This is a genomic window from Rhodanobacter terrae (assembly GCF_042657005.1).
In the GTDB taxonomy this organism is placed as follows: Bacteria; Pseudomonadota; Gammaproteobacteria; order Xanthomonadales; family Rhodanobacteraceae; genus Rhodanobacter; species Rhodanobacter terrae.
This window is the reverse complement of the sequence record NZ_JBHSNG010000006.1, coordinates 116,763-136,737: the sequence shown is the minus strand read 5'-3', so window position 1 is coordinate 136,737 and position 19,975 is coordinate 116,763. Positions and strand designations below refer to the sequence as shown.

The 19,975-nt window shown below is 65.7% G+C and carries 17 protein-coding genes; 4 read left to right on the top strand and 13 right to left on the bottom strand.

The window, feature by feature from the left end:
- Positions 1–5: 5 nt before the first annotated feature.
- The 7 genes from zipA to prfB form a co-directional block, all read right to left on the bottom strand.
- Positions 6–1,016 carry a cell division protein ZipA gene (zipA, locus tag ACFPPB_RS08155; RefSeq protein ID WP_377326166.1) on the bottom strand — a complete coding sequence of 337 codons (1,011 nt, stop codon included), beginning with the start codon at positions 1,014–1,016 and terminating at the stop codon, positions 6–8.
- A 10-nt stretch (positions 1,017–1,026) separates the two neighbouring features.
- Positions 1,027–4,536 carry a chromosome segregation protein SMC gene (gene smc / locus ACFPPB_RS08150; RefSeq protein WP_377326164.1) on the bottom strand — a complete coding sequence of 1,170 codons (3,510 nt, stop codon included), beginning with the start codon at positions 4,534–4,536 and terminating at the stop codon, positions 1,027–1,029.
- Between the two features lie 139 nt (positions 4,537–4,675).
- Complete coding sequence (locus ACFPPB_RS08145) at positions 4,676–4,939, bottom strand: BolA family protein (RefSeq protein WP_377326162.1); 264 nt, start codon at positions 4,937–4,939, stop codon at positions 4,676–4,678.
- Positions 4,940–4,952: 13 nt separating this feature from the next.
- Positions 4,953–5,252, bottom strand: coding sequence for a YciI family protein (locus tag ACFPPB_RS08140; RefSeq protein WP_377326160.1), 300 nt, complete (start codon positions 5,250–5,252; stop codon positions 4,953–4,955).
- A gap of 188 nt (positions 5,253–5,440) precedes the next feature.
- The gene (gene lysS, locus ACFPPB_RS08135) at positions 5,441–6,973 is read right to left on the bottom strand and encodes a lysine--tRNA ligase (protein ID WP_377326159.1); all 1,533 of its coding nucleotides are present in this window, start codon (positions 6,971–6,973) and stop codon (positions 5,441–5,443) included.
- 125 nt (positions 6,974–7,098) lie between these two features.
- Positions 7,099–7,425, bottom strand: coding sequence for a hypothetical protein (locus ACFPPB_RS08130; protein ID WP_377326157.1), 327 nt, complete (start codon positions 7,423–7,425; stop codon positions 7,099–7,101).
- Positions 7,426–7,453: 28 nt separating this feature from the next.
- A protein-coding gene (gene prfB, locus ACFPPB_RS08125) for a peptide chain release factor 2 (protein WP_377326155.1) occupies positions 7,454–8,579 on the bottom strand; the annotation gives its coding sequence in 2 pieces (ribosomal slippage) (positions 7,454–8,503 and positions 8,505–8,579; 1,125 coding nt in all).
- A 106-nt stretch (positions 8,580–8,685) separates the two neighbouring features.
- On the opposite strand from prfB, the gene ACFPPB_RS08120 reads away from it, so the two are divergent.
- Positions 8,686–10,170, top strand: coding sequence for a multicopper oxidase family protein (locus tag ACFPPB_RS08120; protein WP_377326153.1), 1,485 nt, complete (start codon positions 8,686–8,688; stop codon positions 10,168–10,170).
- Positions 10,171–10,187: 17 nt separating this feature from the next.
- On the opposite strand, the gene asnB is transcribed toward ACFPPB_RS08120, so the two are convergent.
- The 6 genes from asnB to ACFPPB_RS08090 form a co-directional block, all read right to left on the bottom strand.
- Positions 10,188–11,870 (bottom strand): asparagine synthase B, encoded by a 1,683-nt coding sequence (gene asnB, locus ACFPPB_RS08115; protein WP_377326151.1) that lies wholly within the window; start codon positions 11,868–11,870, stop codon positions 10,188–10,190.
- Positions 11,871–11,967: 97 nt separating this feature from the next.
- Entirely contained in the window at positions 11,968–12,090 is a 123-nt protein-coding gene (locus ACFPPB_RS08110) for a hypothetical protein (RefSeq protein ID WP_377326149.1), read from the bottom strand.
- Positions 12,091–12,149: 59 nt separating this feature from the next.
- On the bottom strand, positions 12,150–12,524 hold the full coding sequence (locus ACFPPB_RS08105; protein WP_377326147.1) for a SpoIIAA family protein: 375 nt from the start codon (positions 12,522–12,524) through the stop codon (positions 12,150–12,152).
- 121 nt (positions 12,525–12,645) lie between these two features.
- A complete protein-coding gene (recJ, locus tag ACFPPB_RS08100; RefSeq protein WP_377326145.1) occupies positions 12,646–14,394 on the bottom strand; it encodes a single-stranded-DNA-specific exonuclease RecJ in 1,749 nt (582 codons plus the stop codon).
- Positions 14,355–15,278 (bottom strand): phosphoglycerate mutase, encoded by a 924-nt coding sequence (locus ACFPPB_RS08095; RefSeq protein WP_377326143.1) that lies wholly within the window; start codon positions 15,276–15,278, stop codon positions 14,355–14,357. Before ACFPPB_RS08095 ends, recJ begins: the two co-directional genes overlap by 40 nt.
- A gap of 9 nt (positions 15,279–15,287) precedes the next feature.
- Positions 15,288–17,210 (bottom strand): ABC-F family ATP-binding cassette domain-containing protein, encoded by a 1,923-nt coding sequence (locus tag ACFPPB_RS08090; RefSeq protein WP_377326141.1) that lies wholly within the window; start codon positions 17,208–17,210, stop codon positions 15,288–15,290.
- A 204-nt stretch (positions 17,211–17,414) separates the two neighbouring features.
- Here ACFPPB_RS08090 and ACFPPB_RS08085 point away from each other — a divergent pair, with 204 nt between their 5' ends.
- From ACFPPB_RS08085 to ACFPPB_RS08075, 3 genes are all read left to right on the top strand, one after another.
- Positions 17,415–17,774: a hypothetical protein gene (locus ACFPPB_RS08085; RefSeq protein WP_377326139.1), complete on the top strand. Its 360-nt coding sequence runs from the start codon at positions 17,415–17,417 to the stop codon at positions 17,772–17,774.
- A gap of 131 nt (positions 17,775–17,905) precedes the next feature.
- Entirely contained in the window at positions 17,906–18,955 is a 1,050-nt protein-coding gene (locus ACFPPB_RS08080; protein ID WP_377326138.1) for an agmatine deiminase family protein, read from the top strand.
- Positions 18,956–19,021: 66 nt separating this feature from the next.
- Positions 19,022–19,912: a carbon-nitrogen hydrolase gene (locus ACFPPB_RS08075; protein WP_377326136.1), complete on the top strand. Its 891-nt coding sequence runs from the start codon at positions 19,022–19,024 to the stop codon at positions 19,910–19,912.
- The last annotated feature ends 63 nt before the right edge of the window (positions 19,913–19,975 follow it).

The following is a 19,975-nucleotide window of genomic DNA, read 5'->3' as shown; positions in this document are numbered from 1 at the left end:
ACCGCTCAACGACCGAAGATGATTGCCTTGCCTTCGTGGTCGCGGTCCCAGCCACGCAGCTGATCGCGGATGTGGGCGATGCGCTGGCGACCGAGAGCGTTGCGCTCTTCGTCGAGCACCTGGCCATCCAGCAGTTCGGCAAGACGCTGCGCGGTGGGCAGCATCGCGTCCCACGCATCCAGTGCCGGCAATGGCGCCGGCAAGGTCATGAAGAAGCTCACGCCGGGCGTACGCAGGGCATCCAGGCGGGCAAGGTCGAAGTTGCCAGGCTTGAGCATGTTGGCGACGCTGAAGATCGGCCCGAGCTCGCGCTTGCCGTCGACCAGGCGGTGATAGATGCCCATGTCGCCGAATTCGAGGCCGGCCTTCTCGGCGGCCACGACCAGGTCCGGGCCATTGAAGTGCCCTCCTTCGCGCGCCACCACGAATAGCGTGACGATGCGCTCGACCGGCAGTTGTGCCGGTCGTCGACCGAGATCCGAACGTGGCGGCGTGCCGCCGGTGGCGGTCGCTGCAGGCGCTGGCGCGGGCGCCGCGGGAGCCGGTGCCGGCGGCACGGGCTCGCTGGAACTGGGCGCACGCAGGGCGTCGATGATCGAGGACACATGATCGGCCAGCTTGGGTTGCGGCTTGCCGGTCCTTGTCGCGACTGGACCTGGTGCCTGCTCGCCTGGTACCTGCGCGCGTTGACCGGAGAGCGTGGCGCCAAGGCGCTCAAGTTCTTCGCGCAAACCCACTTCGAGTTCGCCTTGCTGGGGCCCGGCGTCGCCGGCCAGGGGATCGTCGATGGCCGGGCCAAACGCACTGAACGAAGGCTCTTCGCCAGCTGCCTGCTCGCCAAGGGTGGGTTCGCGGCGTTCGCCGCCATGTTGGCTGGGCACGATTCGACGTTTGCCCTGCTCTTTCTTCGGCTGACCGAACAACCAGATCAGCGCCAGCACGATAAGGCCCACGATCAACAACGGAATGCCGACGGCAGGGTTCCAGGCAAAAGCGAGCACAGGTTGCAGCGTCATTGGAGATTCCTCAGGCAGCTCCTGCCAGTTTAGCCGCTTCGGCGAGATCCACCTGCACCAGCCGCGATACGCCCGCCTCGCGCATGGTCACGCCGCACAGCTGGGTAGCCGCTTCCATGGTGGCCTTGTTGTGGCTGATGAAGATGAATTGCACCTTTTCGCTCATCTCCCGGACCAGGCTGGAGAAACGGCCCACGTTGGCCTCATCCAATGGCGCGTCCACCTCGTCGAGCAGGCAGAAGGGCGCGGGATTGAGGCCGAAGATCGCGAATACCAAGGCTACGGCAGTCAGTGCTTTCTCGCCACCGGAGAGCAAGGTGATATTGGAGACGCGCTTGCCCGGCGGGCGCGCCATGATCGACACGCCGGTATTGAGCAGGTCGTCGCCGGTCAGTTCGAGATAGGCATGGCCGCCACCGAACAGCCGCGGGAACAGCTCCTGCACGCCGGCGTTGACCTTGTCGAAAGTCTCCTTGAAGCGCTGGCGGGTCTCGCGATCGATCTTCTTGATCGCGCCTTCCAGCGTTTCCATCGCGCTGACCAGATCGGCGAGCTGATTGTCCAGATAGGTTTTGCGCTCGCTCTGCTCGGCGTGTTCCTGGATCGCGGCGAGGTTGACCGGTTCGATCCGGGCGATTTTCTGTCCGAGATCGGCCAGCTGCTGGCGCCACTGGTTCGCGTCGATGTCTTCGGCCAGTTCGGCCAGCAAGGTTTCCAGCGCCAGGCCCGACGCGGTGATCGCCTCGGCCAGCTGCTCGGCACGCATATGCAGCGCCTGGGCGGCGAGGCGTTTCGCGGAGAGGCTTTCGCGCAGCGCCGACAAGCCCTGCTCCGCCAGATGCCGTTGCTGCTCCAGCTTGCGGAATTCGAGGTCGCAGTCTTCGAGCGCGCGGCGCGCTTCGACCAGTTGCTTGTCGACCAGCAGGCGTTGATCGAGATAGGTCTGCCGCTCGGCTTCGAGTTCGGCGATCGGGTCGGAGCCGGCCGCGAGCTGCTCGGCGATCTCGGTACGGCGCGACTCGATCTGCCGCAACTGGCTGTCCATGCGGCCCAGCGCCTGCTCCAGCGAAGCCAGCGAGGAACGCTTGGACTCCAGCGCCAGCGCCAGCGAGTGCGACTGGTCCGCCGCTTCGCGCGCATTCATGCGCGCTTCCTCGCGGGCTTCGAGCAAGGCACGGCGCTCGTTTTCCAGTTCGCGGCGCTGGTCTTCCAGGTCGCCCATCAGGCCGACCGATTCGTCCAGCCGCGCCCGCGCTTCGCGGGTCTGGCTCTGCAACTCGTCGATCTGGGTGGCCAGGTCCGTCAGCTCGCCATTGACCTTTTCGGCGCGGGCACGGGCTGTTTCCAGCTTGCCGCGATGGCTCTGCAGCTGGCCGGCCAGTTCGGACTGGCGACGGTGCGCGTTGTACAGCTCGCGCTGCGCATCGTCGCGCGCACGTTCGGCTTCGAACTTGCTGGTGCGCAGGCTGTCGAGTTGCTCGCTGGCTTCCTCCAGCTGCGCTTCCAGCGTGGCGATCTGGTCGGCCAGCAGCCGGATTTCGCGCTCGCGCGCCAGCACGCCGATCTGGCTGCCTTGCGCGCGACGCACTCTTGCCCAGCCCGGACCCAGCCATTCGCCGCTGCGCGTGATCACGGACTGGTACGGCGCCAGCGCGGACAGCGAGGCCACTCGCTGATGGGCGTCGGCGAGCGACTCGGCGGTCAGCACGTGGCCGAGGATGGCCATCGCCGCCGCGGGTCCGCGCACATGCGCGGCCAGTGTGCCGGCAGTGTTGATCCCACCCTCGGCGGCATCGAGCAGTGCGATATCGGCGTTCTCGAGCGCGCCGAATTCGGCGGCCAGCGCATGCGCGCCGTCCACCAGCACACTGTCCAGGAAGCCGCTCAGCGCGGTTTCCACCGCGGCCTCCCAACCGGTTTCGACCTGCAGCGATTCGCCGAGGCGACGCGCCTTGGTCAGTCCGAGGCGGGCCAGCCAGCCGCTGGCGGCACTTTCTTCCTGGCCGAGGGCTGCGTGCTGCAGCGCTTCGAGCGAGGCATGCCGGCCGCGCGCGGTCTGCAATTGCTGGCGTGCCTCGTTCAGCGCCGACTGCACCTGGCGTTCGTCTTCCTGCACTTTCTCGTGGCTGGATTTGTGCTGCTCGAGCAGGCTGCCCAGGGTTTCGACGCGCTCGCGCTGGGTATCGTGTTCGCTGTGCAACTGCTCGCCGGCGGCATCCAATGCGGCGACGTCGGTGGCTTTCTGCTCGGTTTCCAGCGCCTCGCGGCGCCGGGACAGGTCGATCGCCTGGCGATCCAGGTAGTTGAGCTTGGTGCGCTCCACTTCGGCGGCACGGTTGGATTCGCCGGCGTTGCGGGTATGACTGTCCCAGCGCTGCTGCCAGTCGGCCAGCTTCGCCTCGGTGTCGCGCTGGGCTTCGGCAGTGTCGTCCTGCATCTGCTGCAGGGCTTCGAGTCTCGGCTCGCCTTCGGCCAAGGCCATGCGCAGCGCCTCGACCTGCCCGCTGTCGTTGGCGATATGCGCAGCTAGCTCGGCATGTTCGCGTTCGGCCTCGCCCTGCGTCCGCTGCAGGCGATCGGCGGTTTCGCGGTTGTGCCGCACCTGCTGCTCGACCCGCGCGATCTCGGCGCCGACCTTGTACACGTCGGCCTGCACCGCGTTCAGATGCTCGCTGGCGTCGGTGTGGCGTTCGCGCACGCTTTCCAGTTGCGCTTCGATCTGGCGCTGCCCGGCCAGCTGTTTCTCGATCTCGATCTCGGCGGCCGACAGATCCGCGCCTTCGCCTTCGTGCTGGCTTTTCAGGCCGCGGTATTCCAGCGCGCGCAGCTCAGCTTCCTTGCGCGTCTGCTCTTCCTTCAGCGCCTTCCAGCGCTCGGCCGCGCGGGCCTGGCGATTGAGATGTTCCAGCTGCTTGTCGACCTCGTCGCGCACATCGCGCACGCGGTCGAGGTTCTCGCGGGTGGCCTTGATGCGGCTTTCGGTTTCCTTGCGGCGCTCCTTGTACTTGGAGATGCCGGCGGCTTCCTCCAGGTGCATGCGCAGCTCTTCCGGATGCGCGTCGATGATCTGGCTGATCATGCCCTGCTCGATGATCGAGTAGCTGCGCGGCCCCAGACCGGTGCCGAGGAACAGGTCCGTGATGTCGCGGCGGCGGCAGCGCGCGCCATTGAGGTAATACGCGGATTGGCCGTCGCGGGTGACCTGGCGCTTCACCGAGATCTCGGCGTACTGGCCGTACTCGCCCTGGATGGAACCGTCGGCGTTGTCGAAGATCAGCTCGACCGTGGCCTGCCCCACCGGCTTGCGCGAATTGGAGCCGGAAAAGATCACGTCGGTCAGCGAATCGCCGCGCAGGCGGCTGGCCGCGCTTTCGCCCATCACCCAGCGGATCGCGTCGATGATGTTGGATTTGCCGCAGCCGTTCGGACCGACCACGCCGATCATGTTGCTCGGCAGATGCAGAGTGGTCGGGTCCACGAAGGACTTGAAACCGGCGAGTTTGATCGTGCTCAGGCGCATGCGGTCATCAATAGGGTCGGTCAGGTAACGCCCGCTGCTCGGGCGACAGGGCACTGTGCCAAACGCGGGGCGGCGCTGCAATGCGGTTTCACATGAAGTTTTACTTCAAAAATAAACAATATCTATATGTTATTTATGTCTATTTATCTTGAGCAGCGTCGATCGACAGCGCGTGGATGCCGTTATCCATCAACCCTTCGAGCGCCGCGTAGATCATCCGGTGGCGCCTGATCGGCAGCTGGCCGGCAAACGCGGCGCTGACGATCCGCACATGGAAGTGGCCTTTGCCCTCCCCCGCATGGCCGGCGTGCTTGTGCCCCTCGTCGAGCACTTCCAGCTCGCTCGGCGCGAACGCGGCTTGCAGGCGTTCGCGGATCTGCTCAATGACGGGCTGCCCGGTCATCGCTGTGCCCATGTCACGGCAGCACTTTGCGGAACGGTTTGACCGAAGTCTCGCGATACACGCCGGCGGCAACATAGGGATCCGCGGCGGCCCAGCTTTCCGCCTCGGCCAGCGAGGCGAACTCGGCCACGATCAGGCTGCCGCTGAAACCGGCCGGACCCGGATCTTCCGCGTCGATCGCCGGAAACGGACCGGCCAGCAACATGCGGCCTTCGTCCTGCAGCTGCTGCAGGCGGGCCAGGTGCGCCGGGCGCGCGGACTTGCGCGCCTCCAGCGAGTTTGCGTTGTCAGTGCCGATGATGGCGTACCACATGGCGGGCTCCAGCGTGGGTGATCGGTGATTTCAGGGCGATCCGGTCGGTTGCTGCCGGTTCTTGTCGGTTCTTGTAGGAGCCCGCTGGCGGGCGATGCTCCTGTTCTGATGTCTGGGATAGGGGGATTCGAAGCAAGAGCATCGCCCGCCAGCGGGCTCCTACAACAACAACAACAGCGGCGAGTGCGTCAGACTTCGGGACGCATATAGGGGAACAGCAGCACGTCGCGGATCGAAGCGGAGTCGGTCAGCAACATCACCAGCCGGTCGATGCCGATGCCGAGGCCGCCGGTGGGCGGCAGGCCCACTTCCAGGGCGCGAATGTAATCGGCGTCGAAGTGCATGGCCTCGTCGTCTCCGGCATCCTTGGCGTCGACCTGGGCCTGGAAACGTGCGGCCTGATCTTCCGGGTCGTTCAACTCGGAGAAGCCATTGGCGATCTCCTTGCCGTTGACGAACAGCTCGAAGCGATCGGTGATGCCCTTGTCGGTATCGCTCTCGCGCGCCAGCGGCGATACCTCGACCGGATGCTGAGTGATGAAGGTCGGCTGGACCAGCGTGTGCTCGACCGTTTTCTCGAAGATTTCCAGCAGCAGCTTGCCCCAACCGTAGCCCGGCTTGACCTGCGCCCCGAGCCGCTTGGCGTGCGCAGCCAACGCCTCGCGATCGCGCAATTCTTCGCGGCGAATCTCCGGATTCAGCTCCAGCACCGCGTCTTCCATGCTCCAGCGACGGAAAGCCGGGCCGACGTCGATATCGACGCTGTCCCAATGCAGCTGGGTACTACCGATCACCGCTTTCGCCGTATCGCGGATCACGCCCTCGGTGAGATCCATGATCTCTGTGTAGGTGGCGTAAGCCTGGTACAGCTCCAGCATGGTGAACTCGGGGTTGTGCCGGGTCGACACGCCCTCGTTGCGGAAGTTGCGGTTGATCTCGTAGACGCGGTCGAAGCCGCCGACGACCAGGCGCTTGAGGTAAAGCTCGGGTGCCACGCGCAGGTACAGGTCGAGATCCAGCGCGTTGTGATGGGTGATGAACGGCTTGGCCGTGGCGCCGCCGGGGATGATGTGCATCATCGGCGTCTCCACTTCCATGAAGCGGCGCGTAGGCGCTTCCAGCCATTGGCGCATGAAGCCGATGACTTTCGAACGCTGCACGAACGTGCGGCGCGCTTCTTCGGTGACGATCAGGTCGACGTAGCGCTGGCGGTAGCGCTGCTCCACATCGGCCAGCCCATGGAATTTGTCGGGCAGCGGACGCAGGCTCTTGGTCAGCAGGCGCAGGCTGTCGACGCGCACCGACAGCTCGCCGGTCTTGGTGCGCATCAGCACGCCTTCGGCGCCCACGATGTCGCCCACGTCCCAGCCCTTGAACGCCTCATAGGTTTCGCCGAGCGTACCCTGATGGATGAACAGCTGGATGCGCCCGCTGAAATCCTGCAGCTGCACGAAGCTGACCTTGCCCTGCACGCGCTTGAGCACGATGCGGCCGGCCATCTTCACACGGCGCGCGGCGGCTTCGATGGTTTCGGCCGTGTGCGTATCCTTGTCGGCGAACTCGTCCTGCAGGTCCCCGGCGAAGCTGTCGACCTTGAAGTCGTTCGGAAACGCGATGCCCTGCCCGCGCAGCGCTTTTAGCTTCTCACGACGCTCGGCAACAAGCCGATTGACGTCAGGCTTGTTCTCGTCGGTGGGCGAGGTATCGGTCGTTTCACTCATGGGGGGTTCCGTTACTGTCGGCGCTCGCGCCGGGCGGCACACGCTTTTCCGCGTACTTTTCTGTTTAGGATCATGGTCGGGTTGCAAGCAACGCGACGAGGTTTGTCTTCGGAACGGCGCGCTCGTCAATCGTCCTTGTGAAACACGTGCTTGACCGCATGTTTGGTCGCATCCCAGCCCTCGCGCGCGCCGTGGCCGACGGCGATACCGGCCTTCTTCGCACCGTGCCCGATGCCGACGCCGGCCTCCTTCGCGCCATGCCCGACCGAGACGGCGACGTGCTTGGTCGCGTGACCGACGTCGCGGGCGCCGTTGCCGATGCCATGGCCGACGGCCTTGACATCCTGCTTGATGCCTGGGCCCGATGAGCTCTGCTGCGCGCCGGCCGCGCCGTTGAACGCCGCCAATGCGGCGAATGCGATAACGATTCCGCAGATCTTGTTGCCGTTCATGTCGGTACTCCTCGTCGGTGATCGGGCTTCACGCATCGGCGCGTTTGGCGCCGGCCTCGAGACCGGATTTGAGGCTGGCCTCGATGAATTCGTCAAGATCGCCGTCCAGCACCTTCTGCGTATCGGTGCGTTCGATGCCGGTGCGCAGATCCTTGATGCGGCTCTGGTCGAGCACATAGTTGCGGATCTGGCTGCCCCAGCCGATATCGGACTTGGTCGCTTCCAGTGCATCGCGTTCGACATTGCGCTTCTGCACTTCCAGCTCGTACAGCTTGGCGGCCAGCATCTTCATCGCGGTGTCGCGGTTCGCGTGCTGGCTGCGGCCGGTCTGGCAGGCCACGACCGTATTGGTCGGGATATGCGTGATGCGCACCGCCGACTCGGTCTTGTTGACGTGCTGGCCGCCGGCGCCCGAGGAACGGTAGACGTCGGTGCGCAGGTCGGCCGGGTTGATCTCGATGTCGATGTCGTCGTCGACTTCCGGCGACACGAACACCGAAGTGAAACTGGTGTGCCGGCGGTTGTCCGAATCGAACGGGCTCTTGCGCACCAGCCGGTGCACGCCGATCTCGGTCTTCAGCCAGCCATAGGCGTAGTCGCCTTCGACCCGGAACGTGGCGGACTTGATGCCGGCCACTTCCCCGCCGCTGACTTCCATCAGCTCGGTCTTCCAGCCGCGCGATTCGCACCAGCGCAGATACATGCGCAGCAGCATCTCGGCCCAGTCCTGCGCCTCGGTGCCGCCGGCGCCGGCCTGGATGTCGACGAACGCGTTGGTCGCATCCATCTTGCCGGAGAACATGCGCTGGAACTCCAGCTTGCCTACCTGCGCGTCGAGCTTGGCCAGGTCGCCGACGACCGAGTTGGCGGTGTCCTCGTCGTCATCGGCGACAGCCATTTCCAGCAGATCGCCGGCATCGGTCAGACCCGCGGTCAGCGTGTCGATGCCATCGACGATCGTATGCAGGCGGGCGCGTTCGCGGCCCAGATCCTGCGCGCGCGCAGGATCGTCCCAGACGTTCGGGTTCTCCAGTTCGCGGCTTACTTCTTCCAGACGTTCGCTTTTTGTAGCGTAGTCAAAGATACCCCCTAAGCGACTCGACCCGGCCCCGAAGGTCCGTGATCTGCGCGAGGATGGGATTGGTCTCGATCATGTGATGGCGGTCCGCAATACAAGCGCACAAGAATACCAGATGGAGACGCTGCCTTCGTCGTACGACGCACTACATTAAGCTAAGCCACTTCCGAACGGAGCTCGTCATGCCGATCGACCGTCGAGAGTTCCTGAAACTGAGCGGCCTGGCCACCTTGGGCGGTACCGTGCCGGGACTGCTGCAGGCCAACGATGCGGCGGCCATGAAACCGTCCGCACCGACTGGCCGTGCCGACTGCACGCTGCACATCGGCCGGAGCCTGGTGGAGCTGGCACCCGATCACATCGTTTCCACCCGCACCTACAACGGTCAGTTTCCGGGGCCGCTGCTGCGACTGAAGCAGGGCCGGCCGGTAGTGGTGGACATCTTCAACGACACCGACACGCCGGAGCAGTTGCACTGGCACGGACAGTTCCTGCCCGCCTCGGTGGATGGCGCTGCCGAAGAAGGCACGCCGTACATTCCGGCTTACGGCATGCGTCGGGTCGCCTTCACGCCGGGGCCGGCAGGGCTGCGCTTCTATCACACACATCTGCGCGCCCTGGCCAATCTCGATCTTGGCCAATACAGCAGCCTGGTCGGCCCGGTGTATATCGAAGCGCAGCATGAGCCCGGCGCCCACGATCGCGAGGTATTCCTGACATTGAAGGAGTTCGACCCGTTCTTCAGCAAGGGCGGCGACATGGCGATGGATTTCCTGCGGCCGGGCGAGCGCACCCCGGACCTGCAGCAGCGCGGCGAAAGAGCGATGAAGGCCTCGCTGGCCGGCGGCGCGCCGCATGGATATGAAGTCGGCTACCAGTCGTTCTCGATCAACGGCCGCATGCTCGGCCATGGCGAACCGATCCGCGTGCGTGCCGGCGAGCGCGTGCTGCTGCACATCGTCAACGCCAGCGCCACCGAGATCCGCAGCCTCGCCCTGCCCGGCCACGCGTTCACGGTGCTGGCGCTGGACGGCAATCCGGTGCCCCACCCGGTGACGGTGCCTGTGTTGTGGCTGGGCACCGCCGAGCGCATTTCGGCCATCGTCGAGATGACGCATCCGGGCGTGTGGATACTCGGCGACCTGGCCGATGACGACCGCACGCGCGGCATGGGCATCGTGGTCGAGTACGCCGGCTACGGCGGCAAGCCGCAATGGGTCAAGCCGCGGCCGTTCCAGTGGGACTATCGCCGTTTCGCCGCGCCGAATGCGCCGCCGCCGGCCGCTCCCGACGAAACCATCGAGCTGACTTTCGCCAAGCGCAACGCGGCCCTCCACGGTTTCAACCAGTGGACCATCAACGGCCAGCCGTTCGACATGCGGACGATGCAGCCGACTTACCGGCTGCAATACGGCAAGCGCTACCGGTTGCGCATGCACAACGCCAGCGACGACATCCATCCGATGCACCTGCACCGGCACAGTTTCGAGATCACCCGCATCGCCGGCCAGCCCATGGCCGGCGTGATCAAGGATGTGGCGATGCTGGGCGGCTACCAGAGCATGGATATCGATTTCACCGCCGACCAGCGCGGGTTGTCGCTGCTCCACTGCCACATGCAGCTGCACATGGACTTCGGTTTCATGGCGTTGTTCGATTGCGCATGAGCCACACGCAGGATGGCTTACGCCAGCGCGTGGTCGTGCACCCCCTTGACTGCCCGGCCCGACGGATCGGCCGCGTTCGCGAACGCCGGGTCCCACGCCAGCGCCGCCGGTGACGAGCAGGCGATCGACTTGCCGCCAGGCACAGTGGCTGCGCAGGCTTCACCGGGAAAGTGCTGTTCGAAGATGCGCCGGTAGAAATACGCTTCTTTCGTGGCGGGCGTGTTGAACGGGTAGCGTGCCGCCGCCGCGGCGAACTCGCGGTCGCTGATGGCTTGTTCCGCATGCGCCTTCAAGCCGTCGATCCAGCCGTAGCCGACGCCATCGCTGAACTGCTCCTTCTGTCGCCACAGGATCGAAGCCGGCAATGCGCCATCGAACGCCTCGCGCAGCACCGCCTTTTCGATCCTCCCCTGCCCCGCCATCTTGTACTTGGCATCCAGGCCCATCGCCACGTCGATGAACTCCAGGTCGAGGAACGGCACGCGCGCCTCCACGCCCCAGGCCATCATCGCCTTGTTCGCGCGCAGGCAGTCGTAGCTGTGCAGCGCGTCCAGCTTGCGCACGGTCTCCTCGTGGAACGCCTCGGCCGACGGCGCCTTGTGGAAATACAGGTAGCCGCCGAAGATCTCGTCCGAGCCCTCGCCTGACAGCACCATCTTCACGCCCATCGCCTTGATCCGCCGCGCCAGCAGGTACATTGGTGTGGCGGCGCGGATGGTGGTGACGTCGTAGGTTTCGATATGCCGGATCACCTCTGGCAGAGCGTCCAGCCCTTCCCAGAACGTGTAGACGAAGCCGTGATGCACGGTGCCCAGCGCATCGGCGGCGATCTGCGCGGCGGCCAGATCCGGCGAGCCGTCCAGCCCGATCGCGAACGAATGCAGCCGCGGCCACCATGCTTCGGTGCGATCGCCCTCTTCGATGCGATGACGGGCGAACTGCGCGGCACACGCAGCAACCAGCGAGGAATCCAGTCCGCCGGAAAGCAGCACGCCGTACGGCACGTCCGTCATCAGCTGACGGTGCACGGCCTGCTCGAACGCCTGGCGCAAGACCGGCGCATCGACGTCGTGGCCTTGCGTATGCGCGTAGTCGCGCCAGGGCTTGCGGTAGTAGCAGCGCAATTCGCCGCTGGCGCTGTCGTAGACATGGCCGGGCGGGAACGGCGCCACGTCGGCGCATACGCCGACCAGCGCCTTCATTTCCGAGGCCACGCACAAGCGGCCGTGGATGTCGTGGCCCCAGTACAGCGGACACACGCCGATCGGATCGCGGGCGATCAGATAGCGCTGCGCTGCGCCGTCCCACAACGCGAACGCGAAAATGCCATTGAGCCGCGGCAAGCCATGCTCGACGAATTCGTCGGCGCCATGCTCGCGGTACAGCGCGTTGATCACCTCGCAGTCCGAGCCGGTGGTGAAGTCGTACGCGCTGGCGCTGCGCAGCTCCTGATGGTTGTAGATCTCGCCGTTCACTGCCAGCGCCAGTACACCGTCGCGCGAACGCAACGGCTGGGCACCGCTGGCCGGGTCGACGATGGCCAGACGCTCGTGCACCAGAATCACCCCGGCATCGACGAACACTCCGCTCCAGTCCGGCCCGCGATGACGCTGGCGCTGAGACAGCTCCAGCGCCTGCCGGCGCAACGCGGCCAGGTCGTCACCCGGCTGCAGGTCGAACATTCCGAAAATCGAACACATCGCACTTCCCCTCGTCGTTGATAAAAACCGTGGTGCAGAAACGAAGAAGGCCCGCACTGGGCGGGCCTTCTTCGCGTACTTTCATGAAAACTTGAAGCTACGCGTCGGCCCGCCAGAAATTGGCGTTATTGTTCGCGCGATTATTGTTGTTGCCGACCAGCACGAAGCTCCGCGCGGAAGGCGCGAGGAGGTTCTGGAAGCTGGCGGCGAAGGAATGCATGGGCCAACTTGAACAGATCAGCCCGGGCTTGGCAAGTGTTTGGGGCCTGCCGAGGTTTTCTAGGCTGCCTCGTTCTCGGCCACCCAGCGCGTGGCTTCGGCCAGATCGCTACCGTGGAACAGGCGGAACTGCGCCGGTATCGCGAAACCGAAGGCCGTCGCGGTAACCCGCAGCCAACCTACGTCGGTGACCAGGGCGATACGTTCCCAGCTGCTGAAATGGCGCACGCCCAGTTTGGCGTCGTCCCACATCGCGCCGGGGTCGAAGCCGGTGAAATCCTCGGCCGTGACATACAGCAGGCGCAGCTTGCGGTTGAGCGCAAACGCCGCCTCGACATCCGGCACGATGATGTTCTCGTAGTCGGCAGCGGTGACCTGGCCGTGGGCACGGAAACCCAGCGTGCCAGCAGGCAGTCCTTCGATATGGGCGATCACGGGCGTTCTCCATGGGCGGGTTGCCGCCAGCTTGGATCAATCCGCGTGAAAACCGCGCAAGTGGAACACCTGAAATCGCTTCCCGCCAGCGCAGGACGGCCCCGCAGGCAGAACCGGTGCTTCAGGCGGGCTCGATATGCCGCAACAACAGCCGCGGCGTTTCGCGGCCCTGCCAGTCGTTGATGGTCAGCTCGTAGGCCGCGCGCAGCTGCGGCGGCGGCGGCTGGCCGTGATACGCGTTGAACATCACCGCATCGTGCAGCATGCCGTCGCGCGGGTCGCGCAATTGCAGGCGCAGGTGCCGTTCGCCCATCACCTTCCAGCTGGCGCATTCGAACACGTTGTCGAACAGCGGCTCGGGGAAGGCCTGCCCCCATGGGCCGGCATGCCGCAATTGCCGGGCCAGCGCCAGTGAAGCGGCGCCGGGCGGCAGCTCTCCGTCGGTATACAGCACCGCCTGCAGCCGCTCGGCGTCGATCAGTTCGCGCGCGATCGCATCGAACGCCTCTGCGAAACGCGGGTAGTCGCTAGTTTTCATGCTCAGTCCGGCCGCCATCGCGTGGCCGCCGAAGCGTTCGATCAGACCGGGCTGGCGCGCGTCGATCGCCGCCAGCGCATCGCGGATATGGAAGCCGGCGATCGAACGCGCCGAACCGCGCAGGTTGCCGGTGTCGTCCTCGCTGGCAGGCGCGAACGCGATCACCGGACGATGCAGACGATCCTTCAGCTTGGACGCGACCAGGCCGACCACACCCGCGTGCCAGCTCGGCTCATACAGCGCCACGCCGATCGCGTCGATATCGGTCATGCCGGCCACCATCTGTTCGGCCTCAGCCACCATCGACGCCTGCAGGTCGCGGCGCTCCAGGTTGATCGCGCTGAGCTGTTCGGCGTAGCGGCGAGCCTGCGCCACGTCGTCGGTAAGCAGGCATTCGACGCCCAGGCTCATGTTTTCGAGTCGACCCGCCGCATTCAGGCGCGGCCCGACGGCGAAGCCGAGATCGCTGGAACACAGCGTCGCCACGCTGCGCTTGCCGGATTCGACCAGCGCGGTGATGCCGACGCAGGCGCGGCCGCTGCGGATGCGCTGCAAGCCGGCCTCGACCAGCACGCGGTTGTTGAAATCCAGCGGCACCAGGTCGGCCACCGTACCCAGTGCGACCAGATCGAGCAATACGGAAAGATCCGGTTTTGCGCCGACGAACCCGCCCTGCTCGTGCAACCGCGCTCGCAAGGCCAGCAGCAGATAGAACATCACGCCCACGCCGGCCAGCATCTTGCTCGGGAACGCATCGCCGACCAGGTTAGGGTTGACCATCGCATCGCATGCCGGCAACTGCTCGCCGGGCAGGTGATGGTCGGTGACGATCACCCGGATGCCGCGCGCCTTCGCCGCTGCCACGCCGGCCACACTGGCCACGCCGTTGTCGACGGTCACGATCAGTTGCGGTGTCGGCTGCAGCGATGCGACCAGTGCGGGACTCAGCCCATAGCCGTGCACGAAACGATTGGGAATCGCATAGCTCACCCGCTTCGCGCCCAGCAGCCGCAAACCGCGCACTGCCACCGCCGTGCCGGTGGCGCCGTCGCAGTCGTAATCGCCCGCGATCAGGATGGTCCAGTCGTCGCGAATCGCCTCGATCAGCAGATCGACGGCTGGCGTCACGCCGCCCAGCAGCTGCGGCGACAGCATCCGGGCCAGCCGGTGTTCGGCCTGGCTGGGCTCCAGCACGCCGCGTGCGGCATAGATCTGCTGTAGCACCGGATGCACGCTGGACGGCCAGCCGCTGGGCAGGCCTTTGCTCTCGCGCCGGCGCAACTGCAAGGTGCTCAACGCGCTGCCCCGCGCCAGATGCGCCAGCGGTGCCACGGCTTGCGCCGCCAGCGCTCGGCGCCGGCGAAATGCAGCACCACCGGTTGGCGATCGACCAGTGGTTGCAACGTCGGCCACCAGCGCGATGCGATCTCGCCAGGCGGCAGGTCCTGCAGATCGATCAACCAACCCGAAGCGGCAGTGGCGACGAATTCGGGAGTGCGCGGGTGTTGCGCCACATCGGCGCGGCTGGCCAGGGCGCGCAGCAGCAGGTCGTCGCTGATCACGCCACGCAGAGAGCTATCCAGCGGGCCCGGCAGACTCCCGCCGCCCCACAGCCACAAGCTGTTGACCGGCGCCAGTCCACGGGCATGCCGCTGCGCGTTCAGTGGATGCTGGTGCAGCAGCACCTGGATCTCGTTGAGCAGCACACGCCAGCGCCGCCCTTGCGGGCCTGGCGGCAGATGCTGCGAAAGGTCTTCGCCCAGCGCCTGCTCGGGTGCCGCGAAGCTGGGCAGCGTGGCGTCGCCGGGCAGCTTCAGATGCCACCGGTCCGGCGTCGAAATTTCCAGTTGCAGGCCGGCTTCGTTGAATACCGGTTTCAGCGGCTCGGCCAATGCCTGCGCTTCATCCATGCTCAACTGCAACTGGCCGCAGGCCAGCAACCGCACGCCGTTCATGTCGGGCTGCACCCAGGCCGGGTCGGCAGACAACCAGATGGCTTCGCCCGCGTCGCCCATGAGAAATTCGCGGGTGATCGCTGCCGCCGGCAGGTCGGCATCGATGCCATGAAAGTAATCGCCCAGGCCACCCAGATAGCCGGCTTGGCCATCGGCCAATCGGTCGGCGCGAGCCAGCCACTCGCGCAGCGGATGATCTGGCTCGACATGCGCCAGCGCCGGCAGCCACAGTTGCAATGATCGCTCGGACCTGGCGCTCACGGATGCACCTTACGCTTCCAGTCGTTCGTACAGTTCCAGCCATTCTGCTTCCAGCGCTTCCTTCTCGCGGCGCAGTTCGGTCTGGCGCTGTCCCAGCCGCATCATCTCGCTGGTCGAACCGTTGTACGTGGCCGGATCGGAAAGCTGGATCTCCAGCGCGGCCAGTTCGGTGTCGATGGTGGCGTTGCGGGTTTCGATCCGCTTCACGCGCTGGCGTGAGGTTTTCTCGTTTTCGCGCTGGGCGGCGGCGTTGCGGCGGCGTTCCTCGGGCGATTCCTCCGGCACGATCTTGACTACCGGCTTGGCTGCGGCCGCGCCAGCCTTGGCTGCCTTCTTGCTGGTCGCGCCGCGCGTGCGCAGCCACTTGGCGTAGTCGTCCAGGTCGCCGTCGAAGCTTTCCACCACGCCGTCGGCCACGCGCCAGAAACTGTCGCAGACCATGCCGAGCAGATGGCGGTCGTGCGAAACCAGCACCAGCGCGCCGTCGAAGTCGGCCAGCGCATCGGCCAGCGCCTCACGCATATCCAGGTCGAGATGGTTGGTCGGCTCATCGAGCAGCAGCAGGTTCGGCTTGTCCCACGCGATCAGCGCCAGCGCCAGGCGCGCCCGCTCGCCGCCGGAGAAGCCGTCCACCGATTCGAACGCGCGGTCGCCCGCGAAATTCCAGGTGCCGAGGAAATCGCGCATGACCTGGATCGTCGCGCTCGGCGCCTTGTCCTGCAGGTGGTCGAGCGCGCTGGCGCCTTCGCGCAGGCTTTCCACCGTGTGCTGGGCGAAGTAGCCGATCTTCAGGTCCTTGTGCGCCTTGCGCTCGCCGCTGAACGGATCGAGATCGCCGACCAGGGTCTTCACCAGGGTCGATTTGCCGGCGCCGTTGGGGCCGAGCAAGCCGATCCGCTCGCCGGCTTCCAGGCTGAAACGGACATCGCGCAGGATGATATTGAGATCATCGCCGTCATCCGTCGCGTAGCCCGCCGTGATGTCTTCCAGTTGCAGCATCGAATCGGGCAACCGCCCGGGTATCGGAAACTGGAAGCTGAAGGGGCGCTCGGCGCGCACGGCCTCGGTACCGGCCAGCTTTTCCAGCCGCTTCATGCGCGACTGCGCCTGCTTTGCCTTGCTGGCCTTGGCCTTGAAGCGATCGACGAAGGACTGCAGGTGCGCCCGCTCGGCCTGCTCGCGCTCGTGCGAGATCTGCTGCTGGCGCAATTGCTCGGCGCGCAGGCGTTCGAACGCGCTGTAGTTGCCCGTGTACAGCTTCGCCTTGCCGTCGTTGAGGTGCAGCGTGTGGGTGATCACGCCATCGAGGAATTCGCGATCGTGCGAGATGATCAGCAAGGTGCCCTGGTAGCGGCGCAGCCACTCCTCCAGCCACAGCACCGCGTCGAGATCGAGATGGTTGGTCGGTTCGTCCAGCAGCAACAAGTCGGACGGGCACATCAGCGCGCGGGCCAGGTTCAGGCGCCCGCGCCAGCCGCCGGAAAACTCCTTGACCGCGCGCTCGTGGGTTTCCGGCGGAAAGCCCAGGCCGTGCAGCAGGCGACCGGCGCGTGCTCGACCGTCGTAACCGTTCAACTCCTCGATGCGGTGATGCGCCTTCGCCATCGCTTCCATGTCGCCGCGTTCGCCGGCGTCGGCCTCGTCGCGCATCGCGGCGGCCAGTTCCTCGTCGCCGCCCAGCACGTAGTCGATCGCCGCGTCAGGCAGCGCCGGGGTTTCCTGCGCCACCGAGGCCAGCCGCAGCTTGGCGGGCATGTCCAGCTCGCCGGCATCGCTCTCCAGCTTGCCCTGCAAGGCCGCGAACAGGCTGGACTTGCCGCAACCGTTGCGACCGATCACGCCCAGCCGCCAGCCGCCCTGGATCACCAGATCGATATCGGAAAGCAGCAGGCGAGTGCCGCGGCGCAAGGCAAAATGTCGAAAGGAAATCATGAAAAACCGTATCCGAACCGGGCGGGACAATCGTCCGCAGCCGACCATGATAGCGTCGATGGCGCTATTCTCGACGAACCGGCCGGTTATGCGCTGCGATGGCCGAATGCCCAATCCATCGCAATCGGCACAAACCGGCATGGCGTAGGATAAGTGGTTCTGCTACAACGACGCCGCATACAGCCTTGTATGGAGAGGGGAGCCATGGTCAAGTTCACGAGCAGTTTGCCGATCGTCGTCATGCTGGCCGCCACTGCCGGTTTTGCTGCTGCACCAAAGGCGGCCCAGGCAGCCCAGCGGGGGGACAGTCTGCTGATCCACCGGGTACAGCAGGAAAACGGCATGAACCTGCCCAGACGCGGCATGAGCATGGCCCAGGTCGAGAAAGCCTACGGCGCGCCACAGCGCAAGTTGTCGCCGCGTGGCGGCGATACGAAGAAGCACCCGCAGATCAACCGCTGGGAATATTCGAACTTCATCGTGTATTTCGAGCATGAGCACGTGATTCATGCCGTGCTCAACACGCCGGCCGGCAACAACACCAATCCGGCCGCGGTCAACTGACAAGGTTTTCCGACGACGCGGCCCGTGGCGACACGGGCCGCGTTTTTTGTGTGTGCAACGATGACCTCATCGTAGAATGAGCGGTCCGGCCGCCGCCATGGCGCCTCTCCGACTGCACGAGATATCTCCGCATGACCGACCACTCCTTGCGCCTGCCGGCGGAATGGGAACCGCAGTCCGCGGTACTGATCGCCTGGCCGCATGCCGGCACCGACTGGGCCGAACGCCTGGCGGCGGTGGAAACCACCTATGCCGCCCTCGCCGCCGCGGTGACCCGCTTCCAGCCGCTGATCGTCGTGGTCGCGGATGCCGCGCTGCGCGCGCATGTGCAATCGCAACTGCGTGACGCCGGCGTGGATCTTTCGAAAGTCCGCTTCGTCGAGCTGCCGTACGACGACACCTGGCTGCGCGACTCCGGCCCGATCACTCTGAAGGATGGCGATATAAGGTTCCAGCTGACGGACTTCCGCTTCACCGGCTGGGGTGGCAAATTCGGTGCCGAGCAGGACGATGCGCTGATCGCCGGACTGGTCGACGCCGGCGTATTCGGCCATGCCGCGCACAAGCGCATCGACTGGGCGCTGGAAGGCGGCGGCATCGAAAGCGATGGCGCAGGCAGCGTGCTCACCACCTGGCGTTGCCTGGTGCAGCGGCATCCGGAACAGTCCCGCGAGGAGATGAGCGCGATCCTGCGCGACAGCCTGCACACCGCGCGCGTGCTGTGGCTGGATTACGGCTACCTCGAAGGCGACGATACCGACGCGCATATCGACACGCTGGCGCGTTTCGCGCCGGGCGAGCGCATCGTGTTCCAGGCCTGCGACGACGCCAGCGATCCGCATCACGACGAACTGCAACGGATGGGCGCCGAACTGGCCGCGTTGCGCACCGTCGCTGGCCGTCCATACGAGCTATACCCGTTGCCGTGGGCGAAGCCGATCCTGGATAAAAGTGGCCTCGACGAAGGCCGCCGGCTCGCCGCCTCCTACGCGAACTACCTGATCGTCAACGGCGCCGTGCTGGTGCCCGCTTATGGCGACTCGGCCGATGACGAAGCCGCACGCGTCATCGCGACGGCCCATCCGGGCCGCGAGATCGTGCAGGTACCCTGCCGCCCGCTGATCTGGCAGAACGGCAGCCTGCACTGCATCACCATGCAGCTGCCGGCCGGTTTGACGTGAGCGATTACCGCATCCGCTAAACTTGCCGGGTTGCCAGTACAGGCAGTCAAGCCAGGATCGAAGCCGATGACCCGCAAGACCCTCAAGGTCGCCCTGCTTCAGGAAACCGACCGCGGCAGCCGCAGCGCCAATCTCGACGCGATCGAAGCCGGCCTGCGCGAAGCCGCCGCGGCTGGCGTCGAGCTGGTGTTGCTGCAGGAGCTGCACAACGGCCCGTATTTCTGCCAGCACGAGTCCGTCGATATCTTCGACCAGGCCGAGACGATCCCCGGCCCCGGCACCGCGCGCATCGGGCAGTTGGCACAGGAATTGACGCTGGTGGTGGTCGCCTCGCTGTTTGAGAAACGCACCACCGGGCTGTATCACAACACCGCGGTGGTGTTCGATCGCTCGGCCGCGATCACCGGCAGGTATCGCAAGATGCACATCCCGGACGATCCGGCGTTCTATGAGAAGTTCTACTTCACGCCGGGCGATCTCGGCTTCGAGCCGATCGACACCTCGGTCGGCCGGCTCGGCGTGCTGGTGTGCTGGGACCAGTGGTATCCGGAAGCCGCGCGCCTGATGGCGCTGGCCGGCGCCGAACTGCTGCTCTACCCCACCGCGATCGGCTGGGATCCGAACGACGCACAAGCCGAGAAGGACCGCCAGCGCGACGCATGGATCACCGTGCAGCGCGGCCATGCCGTAGCCAATGGCCTACCGCTGCTGTCGTGCAACCGTACCGGCTACGAAGCGGATCCCTCCGGTGTCGGCGCAGGGATCCGGTTCTGGGGTTCGAGCTTCGTCGCCGGTCCGCAAGGCGAGTTCCTCGCACAAGCCGGCACCGACGGGCGTGAACTGCTGCTGGCCGAGGTCGATCTGGCGCGCAGCGAGCATGTGCGGCGGATCTGGCCGTTCCTGCGCGATCGACGCATCGATGCCTATGCCGATCTGCTCAAGCGCTTTCGTGACTGAAGCCGCGCTGAGCTGTTCAGGCGCGGCTTGTCACGCATGGCCGTCGTCCCCATGCTTGGATTT